Genomic DNA, 17194 nt, shown 5'->3' with positions numbered 1-17194 from the left:
CCGGGCGCCTCCGGTGCAGGGGGACCCCTGTGACAATGCGTTCGAAAACGGGTCGCCCGTCTGCCGTACCCCTGGTAGGCATGGCATATGACTACAGAGTTGCGGGTGCTGCGTCCGTCAGAATGGAACCAATGGTTCCAGTGTCTGGAGCTGGCGTTCGGCGGGGACGGGGAGACTCCCGAGGAGCGCGAGCTGTTCGAGCAGCTGACCGAGCCCGAGCGGTCGCTCGGCATCTGGGACGACGGCGACGTCGTCGGCACGGCGGGGGCGTTCAGCTTCCGGGTCGCGGTGCCGGGCGGGGCGCTGGTGCCCGCCGCCGCGATCACGATGGTGAGCGTCGCTTCCACGCACCGCAGGCGCGGGCTGCTGACCTCGATGATGCGCCGGCAGCTGGACGACATCCGCGCGCTGGGCGAGCCGTTCGCCGTACTGACGGCCTCGGAACCGGTGATCTACGGCCGGTTCGGCTACGGCGCCGCCTCGCGGCAGATGTCCCTGACGATCGAGAAGGACCGGATCCGGCTGGACGTGCCGCCGGGCACGGACGAGGTGCGGCTGCGCCACGCGAAGCCGGACGAGGCGATGGCGGCGTGCGAGAGCGTGTACGAGCAGCTGGTCTCCGGCCGTCCCGGCGTCCCAGCCCACGGACCGGGCTGGGAGCGCAAGCCCATGGTCGACCCGGTCTCCAACCGGCAGGGCTCCTCGGCGCAGCAGTGCGTGCTGGCGGAGCGGGACGGGGAGATCGTCGGCAATGTGACGTACCACATCAAGCCGGAGTGGGAGCCGTCCGGCCCCAAGGGCACCGTCGTGGTCAACGACCTGGCCGCCCTGGACCCGGCGGCGTACGCGGCGCTGTGGCGGTTCGTCTTCGACATCGACCTGATGACGACGATCGTGGCCCGGAATCGGCCCGTCGACGACGCGGTGCTGCACCTGGTGTCGGACGTGCGGCGGTGCAACATCCGGGTTCGGGATGCACTCCATGTGCGGCTGGTGGATCTGGGGGCGGCGCTGGAGGCGCGGACGTACCGGGGCCCGCTGGACGTGGTGTTCGAGGTGGAGGACGCGTTCTGCCCCTGGAACGCGGGGCGTTGGCGGCTCACAGCCGACGCGAAGGGCGTCGCTTCGTGCCGGCGCACCGAGGATCCGGCCGATCTCGCGCTCTCGGTACGGGAGCTGGGCTCGGCGTACCTGGGCGGCGAGTCGCTGAGCTCGCTGGGTCTGGCCGGGCGGGTGCGGGAGCTGCGGGCGGGCGCGCTGGCGGAGACGTCGTCGGCGTTCCTGTCCGACACGGCGCCGTGGCTGCCGCGGGGGTTCTAGGGCGTGTTTCGAAAGTCCCGCCTGCCGGGCTACGGCCGGACGACGCTACCTTCGAAACACGCCCTGGGGAACCCCTAGGCCTTCTGGCACCCCGGGCACCAGAAGAGGTTGCGGGCGGCGAGGTCGGCGGTGCGGATCTCGCTGCCGCAGATGTGGCAGGCCTGCCGGGCCCTGCGGTACACGTACACCTCGCCGCCGTGGTCGTCGACGCGCGGCAGACGCCCCATCGCCTCCGGCATGTGCTCGGAGCGGACCGTGTCGATCCGGTTGTTCCGCACACCCTCGCGCATCAGCATCACCAGGTCGTCCCACATCGCGTCCCACTCCGCGCGGCCGAGGTCCTTGCCCGGCCGGTACGGGTCGATGCCGTGGCGGAAGAGGACCTCGGCGCGGTAGACGTTGCCGACGCCGGCGATGACCTTCTGGTCCATCAGCAGAGCGGCGACGGTGATGCGGCTGCGCGAGATCCGCTGCCAGGCGCGTTCGCCGTCCTCGTCGGTCCGTAGCGGGTCCGGGCCCAGCCGGTCGTGTATCGCGCGCTTCTCGGGTTCCGTGATCAGGGCGCAGGTGGTCGGACCGCGCAGATCCGCGTGGTGTTCGTCGTTGGCCAGGCGCAGGCGGACCGTGTCGGTGGGCGGCGGTACCGGTGCCGTACCGAAGTGGAGCTTGCCGAACAGTCCCAGGTGGATGTGGACCCAGCCGAAGTCCCCGAAACCGAGGAACAGATGCTTGCCGTGCGCATCGACGCCGGTGAGCGCACGGCCGTCGAGGAGCGCCGCGCTGTCCGAGAACCTGCCCTGCGGGCTGCTCACCCGCACCGGCCCGCCCACGAACCGGTCGCGATGGTCCGCTGCCAGGCGGTGGATCGTGTGTCCCTCGGGCACGGCGGTGGCTCTCCTCGGTCGGGTCGGGACATGGCTGTGCCGCCGGGCGGGCCGGCGGCACAGGAGATGTGGGGCGGTCAGCCCTGCTGCGGGTGGTGGGCGGGGATCGGGGGAAGCTCGCCCGTCGTCTCGTACGCCGTCAGCATCTCAATGCGACGGGTGTGACGCTCCTCACCGGAGTACGGCGTGGTGAGGAAGATCTCGACGAACCTCGTCGCCTCCTCCACCGTGTGCATCCGGCCACCGACGGCCACCACGTTGGCGTTGTTGTGCTCGCGGCCGAGCGCGGCGGTCTGCTCGCTCCAGGCGAGTGCGGCGCGTACGCCCTTCACCTTGTTGGCGGCGATCTGCTCACCGTTGCCGGAGCCGCCGATCACGATGCCGAGGCTGCCCGCGTCCGCGGCCGTCCTCTCGGCGGCGCGGAGGCAGAACGGCGGGTAGTCGTCCTGGGCGTCATAGATGTGGGGACCACAGTCGACGGCTTCGTGGCCCTGGGCCGTGAGCCACTCGACGAGGTGGTTCTTGAGTTCGAAGCCGGCATGGTCGGAGCCGAGGTACACGCGCATGTTCCGAGTGTGGCATGCGCGGCGCCGGGTAGCCGTCATCGGGGTCGGGACCCTCCGGGCCGGCCGAAGCTGCCGAGTCCCTGTGCAGGGCATGTGGGCAATCCCACTCAAATCGATCCGGAAGAAGGGGTTCCGCTTCCGGGGTTCCGCAGGCTTCAATGCTGACACTCCTCCGCCGCACCACCGTGCAGCGGCACAACCAGGAACTGAGTGATCCAAAACGTAAGGATTCGATCCATGACGCAGACGACTCTGGCAGGGCCGGGCCACCAGCCCGGCAAGCCGGACCAGGCGGACAAGCCGGGCTCCTCCGACGGGCTCCAGGCCGGTCTCAAGAACCGGCACCTGTCGATGATCGCCATCGGCGGAGTGATCGGAGCCGGCCTCTTCGTGGGCTCCGGCGCAGGTATCGCCGCCGCGGGGCCCGCCATCCTGCTGTCGTACGCGCTGGTCGGCCTCATGGTCGTCTTCGTGATGCGGATGCTCGGCGAAATGGCCGCGGCCCGTCCGAGCTCGGGCTCCTTCTCCGCATACGCCGACCAGGCCCTCGGCCGCTGGGCCGGCTTCTCGATCGGCTGGCTGTACTGGTTCTTCTGGGTCGTGGTGCTCGCCGTCGAAGCCACGGCGGGTGCCAAGATCCTGGAGAGCTGGGTGCCGGGCGTCCCGCAGTGGGCGTGGGCGCTGATCGTGATGGTCGTGCTCACCGCGACGAACCTGGTCTCGGTCTCTTCGTACGGAGAGTTCGAGTTCTGGTTCGCCGGGATCAAGGTCGTGGCGATCGGCGCGTTCGTCGTCGTCGGGCTGCTCGCCGTCTTCGGTGTACTGCCCGGTTCGGACAACCCTGGCGCGGGGCTAGCGCATCTCACGGACACCGGCGGGTTCTTCCCCAAGGGGCCGGGCGCCATCCTCACCGGTGTGCTGATGGTCGTCTTCTCGTTCATGGGCAGCGAGATCGTGACGCTGGCGGCCGGCGAGTCGGAGAACCCGCAGCGCGCCGTCCAGAAGGCCACCAACAGCGTGATCTGGCGGATCGCCGTCTTCTACCTGGGCTCGATCTTCATCGTGCTGACGCTGCTGCCGTGGAACGACGCGTCGATCCTCAAGGACGGCAGCTATGTCGCCGCACTGAACTCGATCGGCATCCCGCACGCCGGCCAGGTGATGGACGTCATCGTGCTGACGGCCGTGCTGTCCTGCCTCAACTCCGGCCTCTACACGGCCTCGCGGATGGCGTTCTCGCTCGGCGGCCGCGGTGACGCGCCGAAGGCGTTCGCCCGGACGAACAAGCGGGGCGTGCCGCAGGCGGCCATCCTGTCCTCCGTCGTCTTCGGCTTCGTCGCCGTGTTCTTCAACTACCAGTGGCCGGACACCGTCTTCCAGTTCCTGCTGAACTCGTCCGGTGCGGTCGCCCTGTTCGTCTGGCTGGTCATCTGCTTCACCCAGCTGCGCATGCGGGGCATCATCCTGCGCGAGTCGCCGGAGAAGCTGGTCGTACGGATGTGGCTCTTCCCGTATCTGACCTGGGCGACCATCGCGATGATCTCGTTCGTGCTGGTCTACATGCTGACCGACGACAGCGGCCGTCAGCAGGTACTGCTCTCGCTGCTCGTCGCGGCGATCGTGGTGGCGATCTCGCTGGTACGTGAGGTCCGGCACCGCAGGAGCGGAGCGGTCACGGCGGACGCGACCGCCGACGCCTGACCGAGCCCGTCCCTGCACGCTGCGGCCCGGACCCCATCGGCACCATCGATGCCGACGAGGTCCGGGCCGCCGTCGTGTACGCCGCCGCCCGCGGACCGCCTGTCGCCGTCCAGGCCACCGGGCACGGTCTGGCCGGCGCCGCCGAAGGCGGGGTGCCGATCAGTACGCGCCGGATGGACGACGTCCCCGTCGCGCCGCCGGGACCTGCCGGACCGGGGGCAGGGGCGCGCTGGGGCCAGGTCGTCGGGCCCGCCGCCGCGCACGGCCTCGCCCAGCCGAACGGCTCCGCGCCCCGCGTCGGCGCGGTCTCGACCCGCTGGACGGCGGACTCGGAGTGCTGGGCCGCACCTTCGGGTATGCCGGAGGCGGGTCCGTACGGATTCCACGGCGAGCGGACGCGGAAGAGGCCCGCCGGTGTGGTGTCGCAGTACGACCCGGCGAGCCTCTTCGGAGGGGTTTGCGAAAGCGCCCGATCAGCCGCGGCGGCCGACGAGCTTCCAGGCGGCGGGCAGCGCGCCCATCGCCAGGGCCGCCTTCAGCGCGTCACCGACCAGGAACGGCACCAGGCCCGCCGCGATCGCGGCGCTCGCCGACATCCCCGTGGAAAGCGCCAGGTACGGGACACCGACCGCGTAGATGATCGCGGAGCCGAGCACCATCGTGCCCGCCGTGCGCAGCACCGAGCGGTCGCCGCCGCGGCGGGCGAGGCCGCCGACCACGGTGGCGGCGAGCAGCATGCCGAGGACGTAACCGAACGAGGCACCGCCCGCGCCGGAGCTGCCGCCCGCGAACCACGGCATGCCGGCCATGCCGACGAGCGCGTACACGGCCAGGGAGAGGAAGCCGCGGCGGGCGCCGAGGGCGGTGCCGACGAGGAGCGCGGCGAAGGTCTGGCCGGTGACGGGGACCGGAGAGCCGGGGATCGGGACGGCTATCTGGGCCGCGATGCCGGTGAGCGCGGCGCCGCCCACGACCAGGGCCGTGTCGACGGCGTAGCGGTGCCGGGCTGCGGGCAGCAGGTCGGCGAGGACCGCTCCGGTACGGACGGGGGCGGCGGCAGCAGTGCTCATCGGGACTCCGCGGTGGTGAGGGCAGGTGGGGACAGGCTGAGAGCCTGTCGGGTGACCTTCGATCGGAGAGCGGACGCGGCATGGTGCGTGCGATTCCAAGGCGCCGGGATGGCCTCGTAGCGGAGCTACTAGGCCATTTCGGCAACGCCGGAAGCGTGCGTGCCAGGGCGTGGCCGCCCGATCAGAGGTCACCCGACAGGCTCTGAGGCTGACGTTAGCCCACGGGTTGACGCCCGATCACCATCAGCCGCCCACAAAGCGGCGCTTGATGGCTTGGTGGGTTTTACACAAAGGCCGGCGAGCAAAGACACGACGGCGTGATGCTTGTCACTGAGGTGAGGGCGCGGGAGGGGCTGTCCGGCAGGCTGGGTCTTGCAACGTGAGACTGTAGGTTCTCCATAAGAGGGTCCCCCCCCAGCTACCGGACCCGTTGAATGATCCGAGAGTGATCCGCACCCCCATGCACGACGCCCCTCCCCCCACGGAGCCCAGGCAGCCGGAACCGCTGGCGCACGGGCTGAAACAGCGCCATCTGACGATGCTCGGACTGGGCGGGGTGATCGGCGCCGGGCTCTTCGTGGGTTCGGGCGCCGGGATCGCCGTCGCGGGCCCGGCCATCGTCGTGTCGTATCTGATCGCGGGCGGCCTCGCGATGCTGGTGATGCGGATGCTCGGCGAGATGTCGGCCGCGATGCCCGCCTCCGGTTCGTTCTCCGTCCATGCGGAGCGGGCGCTCGGCCGGTGGGCCGGGTTCAGTGTGGGCTGGCTCTACTGGTTCCTGCTGGTGATCGTCCTCGCCGTGGAGGCGACCGCAGCCGCGACGATCGCCCATGGCTGGGTGCCGGCCGTGGCCCAGTGGGCCTGGGTGCTGGTGTTCATGGTGGTGTTCACCGTCGCCAATCTGACCGCGGTGAAGAACTTCGGCGAGTTCGAGTTCTGGTTCGCCGCGCTCAAGGTCGCCGCGATCGTGATCTTCCTCGTGCTCGGGCTGCTGGCCATTTTCGGCCTGCTCCCGGACACGGATCCGGTAGGACTGACCAACCTGACCGGCCAGGGCGGATTCCTGCCGAACGGCTGGACCGGGGTCGTGTCCGGTGTCCTGACCGTCGCCTTCGCGTTCGGCGGACTGGAGGTCGTGACGATCGCGGCGGCCGAGACCGACGATCCGGCGCGCGCGGTGGGACGCGCCGTGCGCAGCGCGGTCGTGCGCATCCTCTTCTTCTACGTCGGGTCGATGCTGGTGATCGTGACGGTGCTGCCGTGGACCGCGCAGCAGGCCGGGCTGAGCCCGTACGTCAAGGTCCTGGACGCGATCGGGGTGCCGTCGGCCGGGCAGATCATGAACATCGTGGTGTTCGTGGCGCTGCTCTCCGCACTGAACGCCAACCTCTACGGCTCGTCCCGGATGATCTTCTCGCTGGCCGAGCGCGGCGAGGGGCCGCGCGGGCTGCTCAAGGTGTCGGGCGGCCAGGGCGGCGAGGGCGGAGTGCCACGGCGCGCGGTGCTCGCCTCGGTCGCCTTCGGCTTCGTCTCCGTACTCCTCAATCTGAAGTGGCCCGACTCCGTATTCCTGTATCTGCTCAACTCGGTGGGCGCGGTACTGCTGTTCGTATGGGGGCTGATCGCCGCGTCCCAACTGCGGCTGCGCCGCCGTATCGAACGGGAGGCGCCCGAGGCCCTGACGCTGCGGATGTGGTTCTTCCCCTGGCTGACCTGGCTGACCCTGGTCGCACTGGCGGCCGTGCTCGTGCTGATGCTGACCGATGAGGTGGCGCGGCCGCAGGTGCTGTGGTCGGCGGGGGCGACCGGCCTGATGCTGCTCGTGGCGCTGGCGCGGGAGGTGCGGGACCGGCGCCGGGGCTGACGGGACGGAGCCGCCGCGGGTGCGTACGCGTGTGTGCACCATGTGTGAGCCCGGTGCCCGGATAGCGGACAGCTCTTCCCTGTGAGCCGGGGGCGCGGACAGACTGTTGGCCTCGTCCACCGTCTCACCTACCGAACAGGGCACGTCCATGTCTCGGACCTCCGCGTCTCCCCCCACCGCCGGCTCCGACGCCTCCGCAGCCCCGGTCGACTCCGCCCTCACCCATGGACTCAAGCAGCGCCATCTGTCGATGATCGCCCTCGGCGGTGTCATCGGTGCCGGGCTGTTCGTCGGTTCCGGCGCCGGTATCGCCTCCGCCGGGCCCTCGATCGTCCTCGCCTACGCCATCTCCGGACTGCTGGTCATGTTCGTGATGCGCATGCTCGGCGAGATGTCCGCCGCCAATCCGGCATCCGGCTCGTTCTCCGTCCATGCGGAACGGGCGATCGGACCGTGGGCGGGATTCACTGCCGGGTGGGCGTTGGGTGCTGCTCTGTGTCGCCGTCGGCCTTGAGGGGATCGGCGCCGCGAAGATCGTCACCGGCTGGCTGCCCGGCACCCCGGAGTGGGCCTGGGTCGCGCTGTTCATGGCGGTCTTCCTCGGCACGAACCTGGCCGCCGTGAAGAACTTCGGCGAGTTCGAGTTCTGGTTCGCCGCGCTCAAGGTCGCCGCGATCGTGATCTTCCTCGTGCTGGGTGTGCTGGCGATCCTCGGCGTGCTGCCCGGCACGGACGCCCCCGGCCTTGCCAATCTCACCGGCGACGGCGGGTTCCTGCCGAACGGCTCCAACGGCTTCATCATCGGGCTGCTGGCCTCGGTCTTCGCGTACGGCGGTCTGGAGACGGTCACCATCGCCGCGGCCGAGTCCGAGAACCCGGTACGGGGTGTCGCGAAGGCGGTGCGGACGGCGATGTGGCGGATCGCGGTGTTCTACGTCGGCTCGATGGCGGTCATCGTCACGCTCGTGCCGTGGGACGACCCGAAGGTCGCCACGGTCGGTCCGTTCTACGCGACCCTCGACCACCTCGGCATCAGCGGCGCCGCGGAGATCATGAATGTGGTCATCCTGGTCGCGCTGCTCTCCGCGATGAACGCGAACATCTACGGCGCCTCGCGCATGGCCTGCTCACTGGTCGCCCGCGGCCAGGGCCCGCAGCGGCTCGGCAGGGTCACCTCCGGCGTACCCCGCAACGCGGTTCTCGTCTCGTCCGTCTTCGGTTTCCTCTGCGTGCTGCTCAGCTACTGGCGGCCGGACGATGTCTTCCCCTGGCTGCTCAACATGATCGGCGCGGTGATCCTGGTCGTCTGGATCTTCATTGCGGCCTCGCAGCTGGTGCTGCGTACCCGGCTGGAGCGCGAGGCGCCCGAGAAGCTGGTGGTACGGATGTGGCTGTTCCCGGTGGGGACGGTGCTGGCGCTGCTGGCCATGGCCGGCATCTTCCTGCTGATGCTGGGCCGGCCCGAAACGCGTGACCAGCTGCTGGCGACCGGTCTGCTGACCGCCGTCCTCATCGTGATCGGTGTCGTACGACAGCGGCGGGCCGCGGCCGTCAAGGGCTGACGTCCGGTGCGCACGGCACATTGAGGGAGAGCAGCGCGCCGCCCTCCTCCCCCAGCCGCACCTCGCTCACCGCCGCGTTCCGCAGCTGCGGAAAGACGCGGCGGTAGGCGCCGAGCGGGATCGACAGCAGTTCGCACAGCACCAGCCGCAGCAGCGTGTCGTGCGCGACGACGAGGACCCGCTGCCCCGGATGGCCGGCCGCGATCCGGCGCAGCGCCATCGTTCCCCGGGCCGCCACCACGCGCGGGTCCTCGGCCCCGGGGAAGGCGTTGACCACCGGGTCGGCCCGGAACGCCGCCGCCCGTTCCGGGTCCTCCGCGGCGAACTCGGCGAGGGTGCGCCCCTCCACCGTCCCGAAGTCGCACTCCCGCAGATCGGGTTCGCGTCCGGGCACGAGATCGAGCGCCCAGCACGCGGGTTGGGCGGTCTCGATGGCGCGGGTGGCGGTCGACGTCCAGATCGCGTCGACCCGGTGTCGCAACGCCCACTGCGCCAACTGTTCGGCCTGGCGGCGCCCCTCCTCGGTGAGGGCTACGTCACTGACCCCGGCGTAGCGGTTCTCGGCGTGCCACACGGTCTGTCCATGCCGGGCGAGGAACAAGGCGGTCGGGCTGGTGGTCATCGACTCTCCGTTCGGGACCGGGCGTGGGTGGCGAGCACCCCGGACAGCCGGCCCCGCCGTTCCGGTTCGTCCACCAGCTTGAGGTACGGCTCCATGTGGCGGGCGGTGCGCGCCCGGCCGGGACGCAGAAGCTGCCGGATTCCGGCCATGTGGCCCGCAGCTCGCGGGCGAGGGCGTGCACCGACGAGGCGTGCACCACCCGGGTCCGACACCGGCGCCGGCATCCCCGCACCACAGACCCCTTTCCTCCTGCTAGCCTGCATTTGCATATAGGTTGCAATAACAACAGGAAAGCAGCTGGAGGGTTTGCCTTATGGCCACGTACACGCTCCCGGAACTCCCGTACGACTACGCGGCGCTCGAACCGGTCATCAACCCGCAGATCATCGAGCTCCACCACGACAAGCACCACGCCGCCTACGTCAAGGGCGCCAACGACACCCTGGAGCAGCTGGAGGAGGCGCGCGCCAAGGAGGCCTGGGGAGCGGTCAACGGCCTGCAGAAGAACCTCGCGTTCCACCTCTCCGGCCACATCCTGCACTCGATCTACTGGCACAACATGAGCGGTGACGGCGGCGGCGAGCCCCTGGCGGCGGACGGTGTCGGTGACCTCGCGGACGCGATCACGGAGTCGTTCGGGTCGTTCGCCGGCTTCAAGTCCCAGCTGACGAAGGCTTCGGCCACCACGCAGGGCTCCGGCTGGGGCGTCCTCGCTTACGAGCCGGTCAGCGGAAAGCTGATCGTCGAGCAGGTCTACGACCACCAGGGCAATGTCGGCCAGGGCTCCGTCCCGATCCTGGTCTTCGACGCCTGGGAGCACGCCTTCTACCTCCAGTACAAGAACCAGAAGGTCGACTTCATCGAGGCCATGTGGCGTGTCGTCAACTGGCAGGACGTGGCGAAGCGTTACGCAGCCGCGAAGGAGCGTGCCGACGTGCTGCTGCTCGCCCCCTGACGGGGAGGCGCATGAACGTCCTGCCTCGTGATCGTCTTCTCAACCTTCACCGGGCAGGCGGATGAAGGGGGACCCTCGCCTGGACGTGACAGGTGAGGGTCCTTCTTCACCCGGCAGCGCGGCGACGCACGGCGGCCGGTGCAGATGACTGGTGGTGCCGGGTCAGCGTGGCGCGGTTTGCAGGGCGAAGCCATGCAGGAGGGCTCCGGCGGTGTCGGGGTCCTCGATCACGGGGGTGTGTCCGACGCCGTCGAGGATCTCGATCCGGGCGTCAGGGACTCGGCGGTAGTCCTGGGCGGAAGACGGCTGCCGTCGCCGGTCGTGGGAGCCGAGGATCACCAGGGTGGCAGGCTCTGCGCGGAACGACGTGACAAACGTGCCTGTGATGCCGAACAGCCCTGGATATCGATGATCCAGCCCGTACAGCGAACATGTGGCTGACGTGGCCTATGGAAAAATCATCGCCTCACCCGACACATCCGCACCATCATGTCCGGCAGCGTCGACACGCTCGAAGCGGCCGCCCCGGAGGGGACATCATGACGATCACTGTTCGAGAACTCGCCTACTACCCCGTCAAGGGCTGCGCCGGGACCACGGTCGGTTCCGCGCAGGTCCTCGGGACCGGCCTCGAACACGATCGGACGTTCATGGTGGTGGACGCGGCGGACGGTGCCTTTCGCAGCCAGCGCACGCACCCGTCGATGGCCGCGATCAGGGTCGAAGTCCTTGACTCCGGAGCGGTGTTGGCCCTGTCCACCGCGGGTGTCGAGCCGCTGCGTCTGAAGGTCGACCTGGACGGCCCGCGCCGTGACGTCAGCATGTTCGACCGCCCCCTCGGCGCGGCAGCCGACCAGGGGGACGAGGTCGCGGAATGGTTCTCCGACGCGCTCGGCGCCAAGTCCCGCCTGGTACGGGTGGCCCCCGGCTTCGACCGGGACGGCTGGGGCGAGACCCCTGGCAAGGTCAACTTCGCCGACGCGCATGCGGTGCTGGTCGCGTCGACGGCCTCCCTGGACGGCCTCAACACCCGCATCGCCGCCCGGGGCGACGCCGCGCCCGTCCCGATGGACCGTTTCCGCGCCAACATCGTCCTGACCGGCAACGACGAACCCCACTTCGAGGACCGAGTACGCCGGATGACCCTCGGTTCCGTGGAACTCGCCTATTCGGTACGGGCGATGCGGTGCAACGTCCCGCTCGTCGACCAGCGCACCGGCCGTCGCGCGGGTCCGGAACCGGTCCGGACCCTTGCGACGTACCGGCGCGAGCCGGAGTACAAGAACAAGGTGAGCTTCGGCGCGAAGAACGCGGTGGTCTGCGAGGGCGTGGTGACCGTCGGGGGCACGGTCGAGGTCGCGGAGTGGTTCAGCCGGTGAAGGCCCCGGCCTTGACCCCGTCGATGACCGCGACGCCGCCCCCATGTGCCGGTCGGTCTGAGACCGACCGGCACATGGGGGGAGTCAGTGCGACGTGAGGACGTACTCCAGCAGCGGCAGTTCACGGCCGGGGATCGATCCGGACGGGGTCGCCCCGATCCGTACCGCGCCCATCGCGAGGTAGAAGGGTTCCGCGTTGGGGTCGGCATCGATGGTGAGTCGTGCGAAGCCGAAGCGGCGGGCCTGCGTCATGGTGTGCTCGAACAGGAGCCGGCCGATGCCCCGGCCCAGCGCGTCCGGGGCGACGAACATCATGCCGAGGGCGCCCTGGGGCGGGGCGCCGTCCAGGGTGGTGAAGCCCAGGACGCGGCCGTCCTCCTCGGCGACCGCGGTGCGACGGCGGTCGAGGTCGGCCGGGCGCAGGGTGAGTTCGTCACGGCAGGAGGCGAGGAACGCCTCGTCGTAGCCCCAGTGGGCCTTCGAGGCCATCGCCAGCTCGGTCAGCTCCCCGGCCTCGGATCGCTGTGCCGGTCGTACCTTCATGTCCGCCGGACTCCCTTCCCTCGGTGTGCGGTTCGCCGCTCGCGCAGCTCCCATCCACTCAAGCACAGTGCGAGGACGAGCAGGGCGCCCCAACGGAGGGCGGCGACGCCCGCGTTCGGAGCACCCGGTGCGGGGAACAGGGCGAACCGGTCCGGCAGCAGGAGCACCGTCGCGAGCAGCAGGACCAGTGCCGGGGCCGCGAGTGGGCTGCCCGATCCGGAGGCCGAGAGCCGCAGCCCCAGCAGGGCCAGGGCCAGCGTGAGCGCGGCGAGTGCGGCACCCTCCGTAGCAAGGGCGCCGAGCGGGAAAGCCTCCCGCACCCTGGCGGCCACCCCGAGCCGGGCGAGACCGGCCGAGGCACCCCAGAAGACCCCGAAGGCCATTAGCCCCAAGGCCATCCGCAGGCCCTTGCGCAGTGCCTTCGTCACCGGCAGCACTTCGGTCGTACGGGCGGCGGGATCGTCCAGCAGGAAGGCGAGTCCGAGGGCGCCGAGCACGGTGGCGAACCGCAGCAGCAGCGCAGCCGCGGCCGGTTCGATGTGGGTGTGGAACGCGGCGGGGCCGGCCGTGACGGCCAGCCCCGCCGTTCCGGCTGCCAGCAGGGGGCGGGTGCGGGCCGCGCGCAGGTCGGGGCGCAGGAGTGCGCGGAGCACCGCGACGGGGGCGGCAGGGGTGGCGGGGCTCATACGGCGCACACCCCTTCGTCCTCCCGGGGCGCGGGCGGGGGTGCGGGGACACCGAGGAGGGCTGCCGCCCGGTCGGTGGTGGTGGACGGTGCGGTGAGTTCGGCCCAGGACCGCTGCACCCTGGCACCGATGTCGGCGGCGTCCCGTCTCAACAGCGCGTCCACAACGCCCTGTTCGCGGCGGTTGAAGCCGAGTCCGGTGTCCGCGTCGAAGCTGTTGAGCATGATGCCGCCGAAGGACCGCCCGGCCAGGGAGTCGTAGGCGGCCCGGGTATCGGCGGTCGACCGGACGGCGAGCCAGAGCGTGAGCACTCCCCTGGAGCGGCAGACCACGCCGTGTTCGGGGGCGGGTGAGGACTCCCGGGTCACCGACCGGTGGGCGAGGCTTGCGGCGAAGGCGAGCATCCGGTCGCCCGCCACGTCGCTGTGCGTGCCCCAGTCCGTGCCGACCGGCAGGGCGTCGGGCGTCCCGGCCGCACGGTCGTCGGCCGCCCAGCTCTCCAGGGGCAGCGGGGGTACGAGACCGCCGGCGGGCAGGTCCGGAACGAGGTGCTGACGTACGACATACCGCTTCTCCCGCGCACCCTTTGGCACCCACCGCCGTATCCCTTCGGCAACCTGCGCCCACTGCTGGGAGCGGTCCGCGAACTCGGGGAACGCGCAGTAGTCGACGGGTCCGCGCATACCGCACACCTGCTGCGAGGACGGAGCCCGTTCGGCCGCCGCGCGGGCCCTGGAGACCTCGTCCGGGACACCGCGCAGCTGCACGCATCCCGCGACGACCGCGAGGGCCAGGGCGAGGCCGGTCACGGCCCCGAGGCCGGTGGTGACACGGCGGCCGGAGCGCAGCAGGGCCACTGCCGCCACCAGGGCCAGCAGCGCGGCCAGATAGAGCAGGTGCCAGCCCGCCGGACGGTGCATGAGGGAGCTGGGCAGCGGCGCCCGGTTCTCGTCCTCCACGGCGACGAGACCCCACCAGCGCCAGTCCGACCGCGGCTGGAGGGCACCGGCCACCATCACGATGCCGAGCCCGGCCACCATGAGCGGCCCGGCCGCCACGGACCGTACGAGACGGGCGGCGAGGACGCCGATCGCACCGGAAAGCAGGACGACGAACGGTCCGGTGGCGAGTTCGGCCCCGGAGGGGCTGCCGACCGCCCCGTCCTGCATCACCGCGTAACCGGTACGGGCCCCGGCAACGGCCGCCGACAGTGCGGCGAGCGGCAGCAGGGAGAGCAGGTGGGCGCAGGTGCGCCGCCGGGGCGGGAGCACCAGGAGGTCGAACATCGCGTCGGTGCCGTGCCGGTGGGGGCGCAGCGCGGCGAGGTTGGCCGCGAGGAGCGTTCCCGCCGCGATCAGCAGGAGCGGTGGTTGGGTGTAGCGGTCCTCGTCCTGCAGCACCGGGTAGCGGTCGTGTCCCGCGTACGCGCTGTACGCCCACTGTGCCGCGTACAGCGCGAACGCGACGAGCACGGCGGGGTGCCGCAGCAGCCGCACCGCTTCGGTACGGGCCAGTGACCGCGTGGCGGATCGCGCCGCGGAGTCCGTACCGTCGCCGCCGGGCCGTGCAGGGGCCTCGGTCGTCGTGGCGCTCATGCCGTGGCCCCCCGCCCCGCCGTTCGGGTCGTGGCGTCGAGGAGCAGCAGATAACCGTCCTCCAACGCCGGGGCCACTGTCTCGGCATCCGGGGGCGGGCTGCCGATGTTGCGGAACGTCCCCGTGCCGGTGCGCCAGCCCGCGAGTGCGTGAGGGTCGCGTTCGGCGCTGCTCCACACCCGGCCCTCGGCGACGGCGCTCAGCCCCGCCGGGTCGCCGTCGAACTTCACGGCCCCGTGGTCGAGAACCACGACACGGTGACAGAGCGCGGAGACGTCCTCCGTCTGGTGGGTGGAGAGCAGGACCGTACGCCCCTCACCGGCTTCTGCGATCAACTCACGGAATCTCAGGCGCTGTTCGGGGTCTAGTCCGACGGTCGGCTCGTCCAGGACGAGGAGTTCGGGCGCACCCGCGAGCGCGGCGGCCAGCGCCACCCGCTGCCGCATCCCGCCGGAGAGGGCTTTCATGCGCCGGCCCCGGTGCTCGCTCATCCCGACGGCGTCGAGCACTCGGCGGACCTCGTCGTGCCTGCGTGCCCGGTGGGTCATCTCCTTGAGGATCGCCACGTAGTCCACGAACTCGAAGACGGTGAAGTGCGGATGGAAGCCTGGGTCCTGCGGCAGGAATCCGAGCCGCCGCCGGATCTCGGTCCGCTCCCGGGGGTCGCGGGGGTCGCGGCCGAGCACGCTGATCTCCCCGCTGTCGGGGACGAGTGCGGTGGCCACGGCGCGCAGCAGGGTGGTCTTGCCCGCGCCGTTGGGCCCGAGCAGGCCGGTGACTCCGGCCCGCAGCGCCAGAGTCACCGAGTCGAGCGCCACGGAACGGCGGTACCGCACACCCAACTCTCTTGTCCGAACGGTGTGCTCGATCGTCATCGGGCAGTCCTCCATCGGTGGGCGGGCCGGTCGAACGCGGTACGGGAGAGCAGGACGACCGTCGAGGCCGCGGCAAGCACCGCGGCCGAGGCGAGCTGCCCCTGGGCGGTGAAGACGGCGTGCGAGTCACGGGTGACGGCCAGGAGCGCCAGCCAGCCCGCCCCGGCCGCTGCCGCCGCCGTCGTGAATTCCATCCGGGCGGCGAGGGCGAGGCTCACCGCGGTGAGCGCGCATCCCGGCAGCAGCCAGCCGAGGGTGACGCGTGCGGGCCCGGGCAGCACCGTGCTCGCGGCGGCGGTGAGCGCGACGCAGGTGGCGAGCACGACCGCGGTGCGCAGCAGGACGAGCCGGAAGGCCCGCACCGGGGTGACCAGACCCATGTCGTGCGCGGGATCCCAGCGTCTGCCGTACGAGACGGCCACGCCGGTCACGGGCAGCAGCGGGGCGAGGCCGAGGAAGACCAGAGGGGTGCCGGACGGTTCCGCGAGCCGTGCGACCAGGGCGGCCAGCAGCAGTGTCAGGGCTGCCCCGCCGACCCAGGACGCGCGCAGTGCCGGGGTGGCGGCCAGCAGCCTGGCCAGGTGGTCCGGCACCCCGCCACGCAGCAGCAGCCGCTCTCCCGGGCCCGGCACGGGCGCGTCGATCGCCGCGTCGAGTCGTCCCCAGCCACGGTCCGCGGCGGCCGGGTCGAGGTGGTCGGCGAGCCTCGCACGGCAGAGTCGGCAGCCGTCGAGGTGAGGTTCGACGGTGCGCAGGGCGACGGTCGCCGTCTCGCCGCGTGCGTAGCTGTGGAGCAAGGGGTCGGGCGGGTGTGGGTCGCCGCTCCGGTACGTCGTCATCGTCGTCTCCTCGCGCGCCCGGGCATCGGGCTCGGTCCTGGTTCCGGTTCGGGCCCTGGTTCCGGGCCCCCGAGTTCCCGCTTCAGCAATGTGCGGGCGCGCATAGCGCGGGTTTTCACGGTGCCGGGCGGCAGTGCCAGCAGGCTCGCCGTCTGCCGTACGGTCAGGCCGTCGACGACCAGGGTCTGCATGACCTGCCGCAACTCGGTGGGCAGCCTGGCCAGCGCGTCGGCCAGATCACCGTGTTCGGCGCTGTCGAGCACCCGTTCCTCGGCGGACCGCTCAACGCGCGGGCGCGCCCGTCGCAGCGCCTGCCACAGCCGTGCGCGGGCACCGCCCGCACGGGCCTGGTCCACGAGCCGCCGGGAGGCGACGCGCCACAGCCAGCCCGCCATGTCGTCGATCCGCGGTGCCGGCCGGCCGGGCGAGGAACAGCTGCACCAGAGGCCCAGGAACGTCTCCTGAACCATGTCGTCGAGCAGCGATTCGTCGGCACAGCGGTGGCGCAGCCTGGCGGTCAGCCAGGGGGCGTAGTGACGGTAGAGCAGCTCGAAGGCGACGCGGTCCCCGTCGGCGACCGCCGCCACGAGGTCCGCTTCGGTATCCGCGTCCAGCGGCTCTCTGTTCACACCCCTTCGTCGTCCGGGGTGGGCCGACCGGTTCACCATCGAGACGTGACGCGCGCCACATCGATCAGGGGGTGCCTTCAGGCCCGCCCGACTGTCAGCCCCCT

17 protein-coding genes and 2 pseudogenes are annotated in these 17194 nt (G+C 71.1%); 7 read left to right on the top strand and 12 right to left on the bottom strand.

Going from position 1 to position 17194, the window contains the following annotated elements:
• Positions 1-87: 87 nt before the first annotated feature.
• Positions 88-1320 carry a GNAT family N-acetyltransferase gene (locus ACNPQM_RS09220; protein ID WP_358859018.1) on the top strand — a complete coding sequence of 411 codons (1233 nt, stop codon included), beginning with the start codon at positions 88-90 and terminating at the stop codon, positions 1318-1320.
• 74 nt (positions 1321-1394) lie between these two features.
• Here the strand turns inward: ACNPQM_RS09220 and ACNPQM_RS09215 are convergent, their stop codons facing one another.
• Complete coding sequence (locus tag ACNPQM_RS09215) at positions 1395-2204, bottom strand: Fpg/Nei family DNA glycosylase (RefSeq protein WP_418083612.1); 810 nt, start codon at positions 2202-2204, stop codon at positions 1395-1397.
• A 77-nt stretch (positions 2205-2281) separates the two neighbouring features.
• Positions 2282-2770, bottom strand: coding sequence for a ribose-5-phosphate isomerase (locus ACNPQM_RS09210; protein WP_358859016.1), 489 nt, complete (start codon positions 2768-2770; stop codon positions 2282-2284).
• A 237-nt stretch (positions 2771-3007) separates the two neighbouring features.
• On the opposite strand from ACNPQM_RS09210, the gene ACNPQM_RS09205 reads away from it, so the two are divergent.
• Together ACNPQM_RS09205 and ACNPQM_RS09200 are read left to right on the top strand one after the other, a co-directional pair.
• Positions 3008-4471, top strand: coding sequence for an amino acid permease (locus ACNPQM_RS09205; protein ID WP_358859015.1), 1464 nt, complete (start codon positions 3008-3010; stop codon positions 4469-4471).
• 74 nt (positions 4472-4545) lie between these two features.
• Positions 4546-4710: pseudogene (locus tag ACNPQM_RS09200) on the top strand (FAD-binding protein); the annotation flags it as partial.
• 234 nt (positions 4711-4944) lie between these two features.
• Here ACNPQM_RS09200 and ACNPQM_RS09195 read toward each other — a convergent pair.
• A complete protein-coding gene (locus ACNPQM_RS09195; protein ID WP_418083611.1) occupies positions 4945-5541 on the bottom strand; it encodes a biotin transporter BioY in 597 nt (198 codons plus the stop codon).
• Positions 5542-6001: 460 nt separating this feature from the next.
• Here ACNPQM_RS09195 and ACNPQM_RS09190 point away from each other — a divergent pair, with 460 nt between their 5' ends.
• The gene (locus tag ACNPQM_RS09190) at positions 6002-7405 is read left to right on the top strand and encodes an amino acid permease (protein WP_418083621.1); all 1404 of its coding nucleotides are present in this window, start codon (positions 6002-6004) and stop codon (positions 7403-7405) included.
• Between the two features lie 148 nt (positions 7406-7553).
• A pseudogene (locus tag ACNPQM_RS09185) lies at positions 7554-8967 on the top strand (amino acid permease).
• Here ACNPQM_RS09185 and ACNPQM_RS09180 read toward each other — a convergent pair.
• Positions 8957-9589: a histidine phosphatase family protein gene (locus ACNPQM_RS09180; RefSeq protein WP_418083610.1), complete on the bottom strand. Its 633-nt coding sequence runs from the start codon at positions 9587-9589 to the stop codon at positions 8957-8959. The pseudogene ACNPQM_RS09185 and the gene ACNPQM_RS09180 sit on opposite strands and share 11 nt — an antisense overlap.
• Positions 9586-9738 carry a hypothetical protein gene (locus ACNPQM_RS09175; RefSeq protein WP_418083609.1) on the bottom strand — a complete coding sequence of 51 codons (153 nt, stop codon included), beginning with the start codon at positions 9736-9738 and terminating at the stop codon, positions 9586-9588. Before ACNPQM_RS09175 ends, ACNPQM_RS09180 begins: the two co-directional genes overlap by 4 nt.
• A gap of 164 nt (positions 9739-9902) precedes the next feature.
• Between ACNPQM_RS09175 and ACNPQM_RS09170 the strand changes: the two genes are divergently transcribed.
• Positions 9903-10544, top strand: coding sequence for a superoxide dismutase (locus ACNPQM_RS09170; RefSeq protein ID WP_358858728.1), 642 nt, complete (start codon positions 9903-9905; stop codon positions 10542-10544).
• A 162-nt stretch (positions 10545-10706) separates the two neighbouring features.
• Here the strand turns inward: ACNPQM_RS09170 and ACNPQM_RS09165 are convergent, their stop codons facing one another.
• Positions 10707-10883, bottom strand: a complete 177-nt coding sequence (locus ACNPQM_RS09165; protein ID WP_418083608.1) for an alpha/beta fold hydrolase — start codon at positions 10881-10883, stop codon at positions 10707-10709.
• 200 nt (positions 10884-11083) lie between these two features.
• On the opposite strand from ACNPQM_RS09165, the gene ACNPQM_RS09160 reads away from it, so the two are divergent.
• Positions 11084-11923, top strand: coding sequence for an MOSC domain-containing protein (locus ACNPQM_RS09160; protein ID WP_418083607.1), 840 nt, complete (start codon positions 11084-11086; stop codon positions 11921-11923).
• A gap of 84 nt (positions 11924-12007) precedes the next feature.
• Here ACNPQM_RS09160 and ACNPQM_RS09155 read toward each other — a convergent pair whose 3' ends face one another.
• Genes ACNPQM_RS09155 through ACNPQM_RS09130 form a run of 6 tightly spaced genes read right to left on the bottom strand, consistent with a single transcriptional unit; the run spans position 12008 to position 17090 of the window.
• A complete protein-coding gene (locus ACNPQM_RS09155) occupies positions 12008-12466 on the bottom strand; it encodes a GNAT family N-acetyltransferase (RefSeq protein ID WP_418083606.1) in 459 nt (152 codons plus the stop codon).
• A complete protein-coding gene (locus ACNPQM_RS09150; protein WP_418083605.1) occupies positions 12463-13152 on the bottom strand; it encodes an ABC transporter in 690 nt (229 codons plus the stop codon). The genes ACNPQM_RS09155 and ACNPQM_RS09150 overlap by 4 nt, the downstream gene beginning before the upstream one ends.
• The gene (locus tag ACNPQM_RS09145; protein ID WP_418083604.1) at positions 13149-14747 is read right to left on the bottom strand and encodes an ABC transporter permease; all 1599 of its coding nucleotides are present in this window, start codon (positions 14745-14747) and stop codon (positions 13149-13151) included. Before ACNPQM_RS09145 ends, ACNPQM_RS09150 begins: the two co-directional genes overlap by 4 nt.
• Positions 14744-15622, bottom strand: a complete 879-nt coding sequence (locus ACNPQM_RS09140) for an ATP-binding cassette domain-containing protein (protein ID WP_418083603.1) — start codon at positions 15620-15622, stop codon at positions 14744-14746. The genes ACNPQM_RS09145 and ACNPQM_RS09140 overlap by 4 nt, the downstream gene beginning before the upstream one ends.
• Positions 15619-16461, bottom strand: coding sequence for a zf-HC2 domain-containing protein (locus ACNPQM_RS09135; RefSeq protein ID WP_418083602.1), 843 nt, complete (start codon positions 16459-16461; stop codon positions 15619-15621). The genes ACNPQM_RS09140 and ACNPQM_RS09135 overlap by 4 nt, the downstream gene beginning before the upstream one ends.
• Positions 16458-17090, bottom strand: a complete 633-nt coding sequence (locus ACNPQM_RS09130) for an RNA polymerase sigma factor (protein ID WP_418083601.1) — start codon at positions 17088-17090, stop codon at positions 16458-16460. Before ACNPQM_RS09130 ends, ACNPQM_RS09135 begins: the two co-directional genes overlap by 4 nt.
• Positions 17091-17194: the final 104 nt, after the last annotated feature.

This window comes from Streptomyces sp. NPDC056231, from assembly GCF_048270745.1.
In the GTDB taxonomy this organism is placed as follows: domain Bacteria; phylum Actinomycetota; class Actinomycetes; order Streptomycetales; family Streptomycetaceae; genus Streptomyces.
This window is presented reverse-complemented; position numbering and strand designations above follow the sequence as displayed.